This is a genomic window from Bradyrhizobium sp. SOJA106 (genome assembly GCF_059448745.1).
Window position 1 is genome coordinate 5,664,177 of record NZ_CM182549.1, and the last position, 12,623, is coordinate 5,676,799.

The 12,623-nt window shown below is 64.9% G+C and carries 13 protein-coding genes; 6 read left to right on the top strand and 7 right to left on the bottom strand.

Annotation, left to right across the window (positions count from 1 at the left end; translation table 11 throughout):
- Positions 1-158 precede the first annotated feature (158 nt).
- A complete protein-coding gene (gcvP, locus tag AC5V87_RS26715; RefSeq protein ID WP_495371946.1) occupies positions 159-3,023 on the top strand; it encodes an aminomethyl-transferring glycine dehydrogenase in 2,865 nt (954 codons plus the stop codon).
- Between the two features lie 284 nt (positions 3,024-3,307).
- On the opposite strand, the gene AC5V87_RS26720 is transcribed toward gcvP, so the two are convergent.
- Positions 3,308-3,931, bottom strand: a complete 624-nt coding sequence (locus AC5V87_RS26720) for a hypothetical protein (protein WP_456837611.1) — start codon at positions 3,929-3,931, stop codon at positions 3,308-3,310.
- Positions 3,932-4,268: 337 nt separating this feature from the next.
- Entirely contained in the window at positions 4,269-5,357 is a 1,089-nt protein-coding gene (gene recA, locus AC5V87_RS26725; protein ID WP_456837610.1) for a recombinase RecA, read from the bottom strand.
- Between the two features lie 486 nt (positions 5,358-5,843).
- On the opposite strand from recA, the gene AC5V87_RS26730 reads away from it, so the two are divergent.
- Positions 5,844-6,002, top strand: a complete 159-nt coding sequence (locus tag AC5V87_RS26730; RefSeq protein WP_456837609.1) for a hypothetical protein — start codon at positions 5,844-5,846, stop codon at positions 6,000-6,002.
- 802 nt (positions 6,003-6,804) lie between these two features.
- Here AC5V87_RS26730 and AC5V87_RS26735 read toward each other — a convergent pair.
- Positions 6,805-7,062: a DUF2798 domain-containing protein gene (locus AC5V87_RS26735; RefSeq protein WP_456843299.1), complete on the bottom strand. Its 258-nt coding sequence runs from the start codon at positions 7,060-7,062 to the stop codon at positions 6,805-6,807.
- 377 nt (positions 7,063-7,439) lie between these two features.
- Between AC5V87_RS26735 and AC5V87_RS26740 the strand changes: the two genes are divergently transcribed.
- Entirely contained in the window at positions 7,440-7,673 is a 234-nt protein-coding gene (locus AC5V87_RS26740; RefSeq protein WP_495368198.1) for a DUF6894 family protein, read from the top strand.
- Between the two features lie 9 nt (positions 7,674-7,682).
- On the opposite strand, the gene AC5V87_RS26745 is transcribed toward AC5V87_RS26740, so the two are convergent.
- Together AC5V87_RS26745 and AC5V87_RS26750 are read right to left on the bottom strand one after the other, a co-directional pair.
- On the bottom strand, positions 7,683-7,937 hold the full coding sequence (locus AC5V87_RS26745) for a hypothetical protein (protein ID WP_456837607.1): 255 nt from the start codon (positions 7,935-7,937) through the stop codon (positions 7,683-7,685).
- A gap of 107 nt (positions 7,938-8,044) precedes the next feature.
- Positions 8,045-8,344 (bottom strand): hypothetical protein, encoded by a 300-nt coding sequence (locus AC5V87_RS26750; protein ID WP_456837606.1) that lies wholly within the window; start codon positions 8,342-8,344, stop codon positions 8,045-8,047.
- Between the two features lie 365 nt (positions 8,345-8,709).
- Between AC5V87_RS26750 and AC5V87_RS26755 the strand changes: the two genes are divergently transcribed.
- Together AC5V87_RS26755 and AC5V87_RS26760 are read left to right on the top strand one after the other, a co-directional pair.
- Positions 8,710-9,174, top strand: a complete 465-nt coding sequence (locus AC5V87_RS26755) for a PaaI family thioesterase (protein ID WP_456837605.1) — start codon at positions 8,710-8,712, stop codon at positions 9,172-9,174.
- Between the two features lie 227 nt (positions 9,175-9,401).
- Positions 9,402-9,644: a PilZ domain-containing protein gene (locus tag AC5V87_RS26760; RefSeq protein WP_495368199.1), complete on the top strand. Its 243-nt coding sequence runs from the start codon at positions 9,402-9,404 to the stop codon at positions 9,642-9,644.
- A 44-nt stretch (positions 9,645-9,688) separates the two neighbouring features.
- Here AC5V87_RS26760 and AC5V87_RS26765 read toward each other — a convergent pair whose 3' ends face one another.
- Both AC5V87_RS26765 and AC5V87_RS26770 read right to left on the bottom strand, forming a co-directional pair.
- Positions 9,689-11,794: a pyrroloquinoline quinone-dependent dehydrogenase gene (locus AC5V87_RS26765; protein WP_495368200.1), complete on the bottom strand. Its 2,106-nt coding sequence runs from the start codon at positions 11,792-11,794 to the stop codon at positions 9,689-9,691.
- The gene (locus tag AC5V87_RS26770; protein ID WP_456837602.1) at positions 11,742-11,972 is read right to left on the bottom strand and encodes a hypothetical protein; all 231 of its coding nucleotides are present in this window, start codon (positions 11,970-11,972) and stop codon (positions 11,742-11,744) included. The genes AC5V87_RS26765 and AC5V87_RS26770 overlap by 53 nt, the downstream gene beginning before the upstream one ends.
- A 167-nt stretch (positions 11,973-12,139) precedes the next feature.
- Here AC5V87_RS26770 and AC5V87_RS26775 point away from each other — a divergent pair, with 167 nt between their 5' ends.
- Positions 12,140-12,544 carry a hypothetical protein gene (locus AC5V87_RS26775; protein ID WP_495368201.1) on the top strand — a complete coding sequence of 135 codons (405 nt, stop codon included), beginning with the start codon at positions 12,140-12,142 and terminating at the stop codon, positions 12,542-12,544.
- Positions 12,545-12,623: the final 79 nt, after the last annotated feature.

Below are 12,623 nucleotides of genomic sequence, written 5' to 3' on the forward strand. Positions count from 1 at the left end.
GCTCATATTCGGTGTCATCGCCCGCGAAGGCGGGCGATCCAGTACGCCGCAGCTTCTCGGTTCAAGACGTGACGCCTGCGTGTACTGGATGCCCCGCCCCCGTGCGCAATTGCGCACTAGGCGGAGCATGACAGAGAAATCTAAAGCGAGGACCCATGATGACCGCGCACCGCAAATCCAACGGCGACACCGCCGCCTTCGTCCGCCGCCACATCGGCCCTTCGGCCCACGATGTCACCGCCATGCTCGAAACTGTCGGGGCTAGAAGCGTCGACGCGCTGATGGCGGAGACGCTGCCGGCCTCGATCCGGCAGGCCGCCCCGCTCGATCTCGGCATCCCGCTCAGCGAGACCGAGGCGATCGCGCATATGACCGAGCTTGGCCGACAGAACCAGGTCTTCACCTCGCTGATCGGCCAAGGCTATTCCGGCACGATTTTGCCCGCGGTGATCCAGCGCAACATCCTGGAGAATCCGGCCTGGTACACGGCGTACACGCCCTATCAGCCCGAGATCAGCCAGGGCCGGCTCGAGGCGCTGCTCAACTTCCAGACCATGATCTGCGACCTCACCGGGCTCGACGTCGCCAACGCCTCGCTGCTCGACGAGGCAACCGCTGCGGCCGAAGCCATGGCGCTCGCCGAGCGGCATTCGCAGGTGAAGGCCAAGGCCTTCTTCGTCGACAAGGACGTGCATCCGCAGACGCTCGCGGTGATGCGCACGCGCGCCGAGCCGCTCGGCTGGAATCTGGTCGTCGGCGATCCCCTCACCGATCTCGACAAATCAGACGTGCTCGGCGCGCTGCTGCAATATCCGGGCTCTTCGGGCGCGGTCCGGGACTTGCGGCCCGCAATCGCGGCGCTGAAGGCCAAGGGCGCGCTCGCGATCGTTGCGGCGGACCTCCTGGCACTCACCCTGCTCGCCTCGCCCGGCGAGCTCGGGGCCGACATCGCAATCGGATCGGCGCAACGTTTTGGCGTGCCGATGGGCTATGGCGGCCCGCACGCGGCCTATATGGCGGTGCGCGATGCGCTGAAGCGCTCGCTGCCCGGGCGCATCGTCGGCCTCTCCGTGGATTCGCGCGGGGCACCGGCCTATCGCCTTGCGCTGCAGACGCGCGAGCAGCACATCCGCCGCGAGAAGGCGACCTCCAACATCTGCACCGCGCAGGTGCTGCTCGCCGTGATCGCCTCGATGTATGCGGTCTATCACGGACCCGAGGGCCTGACGCAGATCGCGCGCACCGTGCATCGCCGCGCCGCGGTGCTCGCGGCGGGCCTGCGCAAGCTCGGCTTTGCGTTGCAATCGGAAAGCTTCTTCGACACGCTCAGCGTCGATGCCGGCGCCAGGCGCGCCGAGATCATCGCGCGCGCGGCAGCTGAGAAGATCAATCTCGGCGTCAGCGAGACCAGCTTGCGCATCGCGCTCGACGAGACCACGACGCCTGCGACGGTGGAAGCCGTCTGGCGCGCCTTCGGCGGCCAGCTTGCCTATGCCGAGATCGACGCGACCACGCGCGAGGCGCTGCCGGACGCGCTGAAGCGCACGACCGATTTCCTCACCCATCCCGTTTTCCACGCGCATCGCTCGGAGACCGAGATGCTGCGCTACATGCGCAAGCTCTCGGACCGCGACCTCGCGCTCGACCGCGCCATGATCCCGCTCGGCTCCTGCACGATGAAGCTGAACGCGACCACCGAGATGATGCCGCTGACCTGGCCGGAGTTCGGCTCGCTGCACCCGTTCGTGCCGCGCGAGCAGGCGGCCGGCTATCACACGCTGTTCGCGCGGCTGGAAAAATGGCTCTGCGACATCACCGGCTATGACGCGATCTCGCTGCAGCCGAATTCCGGCGCGCAAGGCGAGTACGCCGGACTTCTTGCCATCCGCGGCTATCACGCCGCGCGCGGAGAGAGCCACCGCAAGATCTGCCTGATCCCCTCCTCCGCGCACGGCACCAACCCCGCCTCGGCCGCGATGGTCGGCATGGACGTGGTGGTGGTCGCCTGCGAGAAGAACGGCGACGTCGACGTCAACGATCTCCGCGCCAAGGCGGAAAAGCATGCGAGCGACCTCGCCGCTGTCATGATCACCTATCCCTCGACCCATGGCGTGTTCGAGGAGCATATTCGCGAGATCTGCGACATCGTGCACGGCCATGGCGGCCAGGTCTATCTGGACGGCGCCAACCTCAATGCGCAGGTCGGCCTTAGCAGGCCCGGCGATTACGGCGCCGATGTCAGCCATCTCAATCTGCACAAGACCTTCTGCATCCCGCATGGCGGCGGCGGCCCCGGCATGGGCCCGATCGGCGTCAAGGCGCATCTCGCGCCGTTCCTGCCCGGTCATCCTGCGACGCAGGCAGATGCACCGGTCGGCCCGGTCTCGGCCGCGCCGTTCGGCTCGGCTTCGATCCTGACCATCTCCTACATCTACATCCTGATGATGGGCGGCGAAGGCTTGAAGCGCGCCACCGAGATCGCGATCCTCAATGCCAACTACATCGCAGCGCGCCTCGATCCGCACTTCCCGGTGCTCTACAAGAACGCCAAAGGCCGCGTCGCGCATGAGTGCATCGTCGATCCCCGTCCGCTCAAGACGACGTCTGGTGTTACGGTGGACGACATCGCCAAGCGCCTGATCGACTACGGCTTCCATGCCCCGACCATGAGTTTTCCGGTGCCGGGCACGCTGATGATCGAGCCGACCGAGTCGGAATCCAAGGCCGAGCTGGATCGCTTCTGCGATGCCATGATCGCGATCCGGAAAGAGATCGCCGAGGTCGAGGCCGGCCGCTTCAAGATCGAGGCCTCGCCGCTGCGCCACGCCCCGCACACGGTGCACGACATCGCCGACGACGATTGGAAGCGCGCCTACTCTCGCGCCGAGGGCTGCTTCCCCGCGGGCACCTCGCGCACCGACAAATACTGGTGCCCTGTGGGCCGGGTCGACAATGTCTACGGCGACCGCAACCTCGTGTGCTCGTGCCCGCCGGTGAGCGATTACGCGGAAGCCGCGGAGTAAGACGCAACGGAGGTTTCGTAGGGTGGGCAAAGCGGCTTGTCCGCCGTAGCTCGAAGAGCGAAGTGCCCACCATCTTTGCATGCGATGAAGGATGTGGGCACGGCGCTTGCGTGCCTTTGCCTATCCTACGGCACTGAACGCTTGTTTAAGGCGCGACCAACGATCGGCTTTCGCGATCCCACCGCCAGAGCCATTCGTTCGTCAGTTCGGTACCGCCCCACCAACGCTCGATCGGGTTGTAGAATCGGAAATCCTCGTCCCCTGCCAGCACCGATTTCCCGAGTTCAGTGACGACAAGCGGGATTGTTTGTATCGTGCGCGACGGAGAGCATCGTCATGCATATCGAGCGAGAATGGTCCCTCTTCCAACCGGCTACGGCCGGCACCGCACATCGCGCGAGGCCATCAAGCAGCGCGCCGACTTCCCAGTAGTCGAACACGCGACGCTCGTTGCGCTTCAGATAGCCCGGGAAGACGTCAAAGGGCTGCACGTCGCCCGCCGCGACTAATTCGAGTATCCGCGTTTCTGTGGCTCCAAGACCTGTGGTGAGGTTTGGAAGCTCTTGGAGCAGGTCAAGGGCACATCGCTCAAGCTGCGGAAGCGGTTTCAAATCCGCCTTGAGGAGGTCGAACCAAGCCTGTGGCGTCGGCGCGCGATAGGCCCGCCACGCATGACCAGCCAGCTGCAGGTGACCTTGCGCGGGCTTGATAACAGGCGGATCCAGCTGCGCAAGTCGATCTGGCTCGATACCACCAACAGCAATGTCCAGGCGACGTATCATGAGTTTGGAGATTGCCGCTCTGTCGCTGCTGCAGTGATCGAGCAGCCAGAGCAGAACCAATTGCCCATTTGGTTCTGGCCCCATCCACAATTCAGCCGAGTCGCATTCCGACAGCAGCTCGATCAATCCCCGCCCGCCAACGCCCGATTTCTCAATACGCCAGGCTGGCGTATCGTCCAGCCAATGCAGGTGAGGTTGCTGGGTCGTACGCGCCGCGAAGAATGCCTCGAGCTCGGAGTCGGACGGCAGCGGCCCCCCAGACGAGCCGGCGCTCGATCGCGATCACGAGATCGGCGAGACCGGCGCGTTGCAGAGCGCCGGCGGCGGACGATTCTGTTGTCAGAATGAGCCGGGTCAACGAGATCACCCGCTCTCGTTTAGTCCTGCCAAAACGAAACGGACACCGAAGACGTCGGCAACTCAACGTCCTCAGTGCCCGCTCCTCGCGAAAATTCGCTAGGTCTTACTCTTCGGCCGGCTCCTCGCCGTCAGCGTCGCGCTCGGGGGTGCCGGCGAGAATCTGCTCGGCGATCAGGCCGGAGTTCTGGCGGATCGAGGTCTCGATCTTGGCCGTGATGTCGGGGTTGCCCTTCAAGAACGCCTTGGCGTTCTCGCGGCCCTGGCCGAGGCGCTGGCTGTCATAGGAGAACCATGCGCCGGACTTCTCGACGATGCCGGCCTTGACGCCGAGATCGAGGATCTCGCCCATCTTGGAGACGCCCTCGCCGTACATGATGTCGAACTCGACCTGCTTGAAGGGCGGCGCCAGCTTGTTCTTGACCACCTTCACGCGCGTGGTGTTGCCGACCACTTCGTCGCGCTCCTTGATCGCGCCGATGCGGCGGATGTCGAGACGAACGGAGGCGTAGAACTTCAGCGCGTTGCCGCCGGTCGTGGTCTCGGGCGAGCCGTACATCACACCGATCTTCATGCGGATCTGGTTGATGAAGATCACCATGGTATTGGACTTGTTGATGGAGGCCGTCAGCTTCCGCAGCGCCTGGCTCATCAGACGCGCCTGCAGGCCCGGCAGCGCATCGCCCATCTCGCCCTCGAGCTCGGCCTTCGGCACCAGGGCCGCAACCGAATCGACCACCAGCACGTCCACCGCACCCGAGCGCACCAGCGTGTCGCAGATTTCCAGCGCCTGCTCGCCGGTGTCGGGCTGCGAGATCAGAAGCTCGTCGATATTGACGCCCAGCTTGCGGGCATAGACCGGGTCGAGCGCATGCTCGGCGTCGATGAAGGCACAGATGCCGCCCTTCTTCTGCGCTTCCGCCACCGTGTGCAGCGCCAGCGTGGTTTTTCCCGAGGATTCCGGCCCGTAGATCTCGACGATGCGCCCCTTTGGCAGGCCGCCGATGCCGAGCGCGATATCGAGCCCGAGCGAGCCGGAGGACACCGCCTCGATGTCCATCGACCGGTCGCTCTTGCCGAGCTTCATCACCGATCCCTTGCCGAACTGGCGCTCGATCTGGGAGAGCGCGGCGGCCAGGGCTTTACTCTTGTCCATGGAAGATCCTTCGACGATACGCAGGGCAGTGGCGGACATTGGGTCGTGCTCCTTATGGCGAGGATTCGCGTGTGGGACAAACGATTGGCGAGGCGCTCGGCGATAAAAGCAATGTACACCATCTGTTCTATGTTCGCAATATGTTCTTTTCACAGGTCGGGGACAGCACCACAGGTCGAGTACTGTCCGTATTTGACCCCCGGTGTCCCAAGTTGATTGTCGCCGTGTGCAAGCCGCCTGATCCGCCTCAGCGGGTGTCCCGCCACGTGACACAAAACCTTGGCACAGATCGTGCAGACTATTCATCACCGGGGAATTGCTCGTTCCGACCCGGGGCTGGAAAGCCGCCGCCCGCGCTCAATTTAAGCGGGCGGCGTTTTTGTTGGCCGTGCCTCTGTTCGATTGAAACTGATCCACAGCAAAGACGCAGCCGCGGCGCCGTCATAAATCCGCAATGCTGCGGCACCGAACTTTCTGGGGCCACCGGCTTTGTCGGGTAGCGGGGCCGCCACAGCGGGGATCTCCATGACGGAAAACACGCACCACGATGCGACGAGGCGCAATCACCTCCTCGAGGCGGCGCTCGAGGAGATGGCGAAGTTCGAGCGCAGGGAAAACGAGTTCCGTAGGAAGGACCGCGAAGAGCGCGCCGCCGAGCTGCGCCTTCCCATCAAGGTTCATTAGGCCGCGGCAGGAGCTGGTTTCGCCGGGACCTTTTTCGCCAGGACCTTTTCGCCAAGACCGTTTCGGAAGCTGACCCGGTTTCTACCGGCGCCGCTCCCGTGCCTGTCCCGCATTCGACCAGGAATGGCTCGGGACAAAGCGGCGCTATAGGTACTTAAATACCTAAATCGAGCCGTTGATTCCGCAGCGACATCTCCCCGCGTCCTACTGTGCATGGGGTTGTTTTCGGTTCTTGAAAGCCGCCATTGTGCGGATCCGATGGCTCGGGCCCGCTTGCGGCTGCGCCTGACGCCGCCCTACAGCAGCATCAGCAGCGCGACGCCGATGACCAGCACCACGAAGCCAGCCGCCGTCGCGGCGGCAAATGACCGCTCTACGTTATCCATGATGCCACCCCGTTCTCGGCGCGCCACGTTTCCCCCATGGCCTCGCCGATGGAACGGAATCTCGCCCGCCGGTGTGGCTCCAGTTGTGCGATCGGATGGCCAAATTGGGACCGGTGCGGGGCCAGTCTGCGACCTCCTGGCGCGCCGCTTTCAGGACAGCCGTCAGGCGCCTGTAAGCCGACTCTCCTAATTTCGTCTCGCCCGGTGGACCAACACCGGGCCTCCATACCAGTCGGTGACCCCGCTCGGCACCGAGCGGGGTTTTCTCGTTGCACGACACGCAAGCGGCGCGATCTGCCGGAATGTCAGGCTGCCGTAAGCTGAGGCCGCTAGGGTCGTCGGGCTATGGTGTTGCAGCCCAGCACCTCAGCCTCCAATAACCTCAAACCCGCTTGGCTCTCCCCAAGCGGGTTTTTTCAGGCCTGCCCGCCCGTTCGCGGGGCGGTCTCCTCCCGCGTCAGCCGCAGCGAGAAGGCGCGGATCGCGGGTGCGGCCACGAGCACGATCGGCAGCATCGCAGCCCATGCGACCAGCCACGACAGCGTCCAGTGCTGCAGGAAGAGCGTCGCGCTTGCCGCGGGAAAGCTGGCGATCCCCGCCGCGATCAGCGAGGTCAGTCCGGACTGGACGACGCCAAAGACGAAATGACTGTAGCGGCGGGGGATGCCGAGCATGATGCGCCCATGTCGTTGCTTGTTGCTGCCGTCGAGCGGCCAAGCAAGGCACATGCCGGTGCCCGCAGAGATGCGGCCCGATGCGCGCTGCCGCGCGCCGGCGTCGATCAGTGTCGCGCGCCGCTTCGGAACTCTGTTCATGGTCGGAGAACCACGGAGTACCGCCTCTCGCGGATGGCCTCTTTCGAAATTCGATCTCGTCTGTTTCGGAAGACGGCTCGAGCAAGGCGGCGGGCCGGTCTCGGCGCAGCATGCCGTCGCGGTTCGACGGCGGCCTATTCCGTAGCCACCCGGAATTGATCTGGGCGTGGTTTGGGACTGCACTGCGCGCCCGTGGCCTTGGGGGGCGGGGCCGTCACGCGTGATCGGTGCCAGCCATGCCGCGCTACTTCTTTCGAATCCGGAACGGCCGCTATTCCGGCTGTGCGGACCAGGCGACGGAATTTGTCGATCGCGATTCGGCCTGGCGGGAGATGACCAGCGTCTGCGCCGACATGGCGGCCGGCATCGCCCGCAAGCTCCAGCAGAATTCTGAATGGCATATGGAGCTGCTCGACGAGGCCAAGGAGCCCGTGTTCCGGATCCGCATCGTCGCAGAAACCTTGGAATAGGGGCCCGCCCTAATCCGCGCTGGGCAGCCGCCGCATGGTGAACTCGATCTCGCCGCCCGGCAGCTCGCGCCAAGTCTCGACGGCGCTCATATAGCCGGCCTTGGGGTAGCGGGCGAAGAAGGCCTCCGCCCTCGCCCGCGCCGCCGGGCGCGGCAGGATGAAGGTCTCGCGCAGATAGCCGTCGCCGGTGGTCGCGCCCGGCTTGCCGCCGGTCTTGCGACGGCGCGCCATCCGTTCGGCGAGATCCCTCGGCCGGTCGGCCATGTCCGCCCTCCTCTACGCAATACTGACCGGCTCAATGTAGGGAGCGAGTTGTCGGAAGAGGAGTCCTATTCCGGAGGCGTCGTTGCGGCCTCCGACGGACGTCGCAGTCAGTTGGCCGTGGTACCCATCTTGCCCTTCTTCGGTGCGCTGGTTGCGGCCGAGGCCTTCGGCGCCGCCGGCTGCTTCGGCGGGTCGGAGCGCATGCCGCCCCAGGGATCACTGGACGATTTGGCGTCCGGAATCTTCTTCAGCGTTTCCTTGTAGGCCTTCTCACGTTCGGCGTCCGCGGCCTTCTCCTCGGGGGTCTTGCCCGGGCCCTCCTGCAGCAGATTGAGATTGGGCATTTGCGCGTAGGCAGGTCCCGCCACCACGGCCAGCAGCACCGCCGCCATACGGAAAAGCTTCATCACTCACTCCTCGATCATTCAATCAGGGGCGGATCAACCGCGCCTCGTCATCCCTGTCAACGGCCGCTCGGGGCCGAACGGCGCGCTAGAGCCGGTCCGACCGGCACGATTTCGGCGTGTGCAGCCAATCGTCCCAGATCGGGCCGCATCTGGTGCAGCCCTCCAGTACGAGGCCAAGTGCCATCAGCGAAAACACGAGGACACACCGACGCAACATCGTCCACCCGCTCCCAAGCGCGCTATCATACCGGGCGAAGTCAGGCATTTTCAAGCCGACGGGGCCAGCGCCGGGACGGGTGACTTTGCCGCGCCGATCCGCGCAGAATGCGCCGAGACATCCGGCAACGATGGAGGACACGACAGCAATGCAAACGCAGCCAGAAGCCGAGTTCGGCATCGCTGATGCGAGACGCATCCTCGGCGAGGTCTTTGCGCCCTGGGTCCAGGATCTCAACCTCGCCGTCGAGCGCATCGAGCACATCCAGCCGGCGGACGTGCCGGACTGGCAGCCCGGCGCGCTGCTGCGAATGCCGTTTTCGGAGCGGCTGTGCCGCAACGGCGGCGTGGTCTGCGGCCAGGCGCTGATGGCGCTCGCCGACACCGCGATGGTGATCGCGAACCTCGCCGCCAATCGCGGCTACCGTCCGATGACGACGGTCGACCAGACCACGCATTTCATGCGCGCCGTCTCCTCGTCGGACGTGCTGGCCGATGCGCGCGTGGTGCGACTCGGACGCTCCATGAGCTTTGGCCGCGTCACGCTGCTCTCGGCCGCCGACAACAAACAGGTCGCGATGGTGTCGAGCGCGTTCGCGATGCTGCCGGGCTGAGCATTGGCCGGCAAAGAAGAGAGCCGCGAGAGCGCAAAGCGCCGCGGCTCTCCATCTCCATCGGAGCGTAGGGCCAAAAAGCTTGTCGGGAAAGTCGGGAGCAAGTGACCCACCGCTTCAACGTCGTAAACGAAATCTGAAGTGTTGCACAAGTAGCGCCAGTATTGAGTTTAGTTCAACGTAATTTCTATGCACTACCTCACTATCGTCGTTTTGGATGAATCCCAATGATCGAGAAGCGTGCAGCGCAGCGTCACCGTGTTTTCAAGGGAGGGACGATCACCTTTGAAAACAGCGGCATCGCGTGCACGGTGCGAAACATGTCTGAAGGCGGCGCGGCGATCGACCTCGATTCACCCGTCACACTGCCGCAATCATTCACGCTCTCCATCGCGCGCGATAATTTCGTGCGCAATTGCCGCCCCGTATGGCGTAGCGACCGGCGCGTCGGCCTCGGCTTCGTGCAATAATTCGCGCGATGTGAACAAGCGTTCGCATCGCATGCACATCGCGATCAAGAAGGCGTGATACGACGACGGCGTCGCCAGCGCAGCGCCGCGGTCACAAGCGCGATGATCGCGAGAGCGATCGTCGTCGATGCCGCAACAAATCGTCCGCCCGGACGATCGATCGTGCGCGACCATAACGATAGCGCTTCGCCGGGCCGTGCCAGACGAAACGCAACGACGCTGTCGCCGATCGAGGTGCCCGCCTCGGAGTGGCCGCCGGCGCCGATCGCGACATATTGCTCGCCCTTCCAGAGATAGGTCATGGGATTGGCGACGCCGGGCACCGGCAGCCGGCCCTGCCAGAGCTCCGCGCCGCTGCGCGCATCGAAGGCACGCAGATAAGCATCCATCGCGCCGGTGAAGACGACACCGCCGGCGGTGACCGCCGGCCCGTTGAGAAGCGGCGCGCCCCAAGGCAGCGGCACGCCCAATGGCGCAAGATCCTCAGTGGTGCCGACCGTCGCGCGCCAGAGGATTTTTCCGCCCTTCAGATCGACCGCCACCATCTCGCCCCATGGCGGCTTGTTGCAGAGCATGCCGAGCGGCGAGGTCACCATCGCGCGTGACATCGCGAATGGCGCGCCGCGCTGCCGGCCGAAATCATGACCGGGCGGCGGATTGAATCCGGCCGCCTCCGCGCGCGGGATCAGCTTGATGAGATGAACGGCACGGCTGGTGTTGACATAGAGGATCTGACCAGCCGGATCGAACGCCGCACTGCCCCAGTTCACCCCGCCGCCGGTGAATGGAAATTCCAGCGTGCCCTGCACCGAAGGCGGCGTGAACAGCCCCTCGTTGCGCGCCTCGGCGAACTGCCGCTCGCAAGACGCGCGGCCCAGCCCGGGCAGGAGCGAGAGCGCATCATCGGCCGAGATCGTTTGCGACGTCAGTGCCGGCACATGCGTCGGGAACGGCTGCGTCGGCGACAATCTTTCGCCTTCGGCGCCGCCCTGCGGCACCGCGCGCTCCTCGACCGGCCAGACCGGCTTGCCGGTGTCGCGATCGAGCACGAACACAAAGCCCTGCTTGGTCGCCTGAATCACGACATCGCGTAGGCCCTCGCCGGTGTCGAGGCGCGCGAGCGTCGGCTGCGCCGCCAGATCGTAATCCCAGACGTCGTGATGCACGGTCTGGAATGCCCATACGAGCTCCCCGGTTTCGACGCGCAGCGCGACGACCGAATTGGCGTGTTCATTATTGCCCGGCCGCCTGCCGCCCCAAAAGTCCGGCGACGGGGAGGTCGTCGGCAGGAAAACCAGCCCGCGCGTCTCGTCGACCGACATCGGCGCCCAGACATTGGCGTGGCCGGCTTCAATGCCGTCACGCTGGAGTGGCTCGAAGGTCCAGCGCGCCTCGCCGCTGCGCGCGTCGAACGCGCGGACCCTGCCGCTCGGCGCATCGACGCGGCTGTTGTCGGCGATCGCGGAGCCGACCACGACGATACCGTGGCCGACCGCCGGTGGCGAGGTGATCTGGAATTCGCCCGGCCAATCCAGCCGCATGCCGGTATCGAGCTTGATCTCGCCGTCCCTGCCGAAACCGGCGCAGGGAATGCCGGTCTTCGCATCGAGCGCGATCAGGCGGACATCGTTTGTGCCCATGAAGATGCGCGATCGGCAAGCGGCATCTGGCGGCGCCTGATCGTCGACCCACCAGGTGACGCCGCGGCAGACATAGCGATTGGCGGGACGCTGATTGGTCGCGATCTTCGCATCGTAGCGCCATTTTTGCGCGCCCGTGCCGGGATCGAGCGCGATCACCTCGTTGAACGGCGTGCAGAAGATCAGGCTGTCCTCGACGAACAGCGGCGTCGCCTCGAATTTGGTTCGCCGCATCACCTCGGGGGCGCGCGCGGCGAGATCGCCGGTGTGATATTCGAAAGCACGGACGAGCTGGCCGACATTGTCGGGCGTGATCTGTCGTAGCGGCGAGAAGCGCGAGCCGCCGGCATCGCCGCCCCAGCTCTCCCAAGCCGAGCACGGCGGCGCGGCACACAAGAGCGCAATGAGCGCGCCGGCGATATGCAGGCGGATGCGCAAGCGCAACGCCCGTCTCGCTTTATTTCGGCTTCTTGGCGGGCTCGGTGGGGCGGGCCCCGCCCCACGGATCATATTTTTCCTTGGGCTCCGGAATGCGCTCGAGCGCAGCCTTGTAGGCCTTGTCGTCGAGCTTGGGCTTGTTGTCCGCCTTCTGGCCGCCTTCATTGGGCTGACCTCTGCCGCGGCCCTGCGCCTCGGCCGAGACAGCCGTCAGCGCCAGCACGGCGGCCGCAATGACCAAAATCTTCATTGGTGCAATCCCCCACCTCTGGCGGACAAACTAGTCTGCAATCCCATAATAGCAAATGCCGCGCGGCGCATGTTTTCAGCAAATCGGCCTTCAGCAAATGTTGATCGGCCGGGACTTCGCCAGACCGCATTCGTGCCTATCTGTTCGCCCGCAGGGGACCTCCAGGGATGTTGCGGATCATTGCTCATGCGGCGCTGCTCGGCGGCGCACTCGCGCTCGGTGCCTGCGGCTTTGCCGACAGCCGGGCGCCCTTGCCCGAGTTCATGCGCGTGAAGGAAGCCGAGCCGCCGCCGCCCGAGCCGCCCCCCGACGTCAAACGCGTGGTACGCGAGCAGATCGACGTGGTCTTTCTTAACACCTCCTATCCACGCGAGGTGCATGTGGCACCGCCACATCATCAGGTGCGAGGACCCGGCTGGACCGCCTGCGTCCGCGCACAGCTGACCTCGGCGACCGGCACCGCGCTCGGCATGCAGACCTACATTGTGACGATATCAAGCGGAAAGGTCGTCGATCGCCGGCGTGCCGAAGCCGACGACATGTGTGGAACGGAAACCTACGAGCCTATCTAGGACCAAGACCTGGGACCAAGACCTGGGACCAAGACCTGGGACCAAGACGCCTCGCGCAGTTCCGGGAAAAACCTGTAAA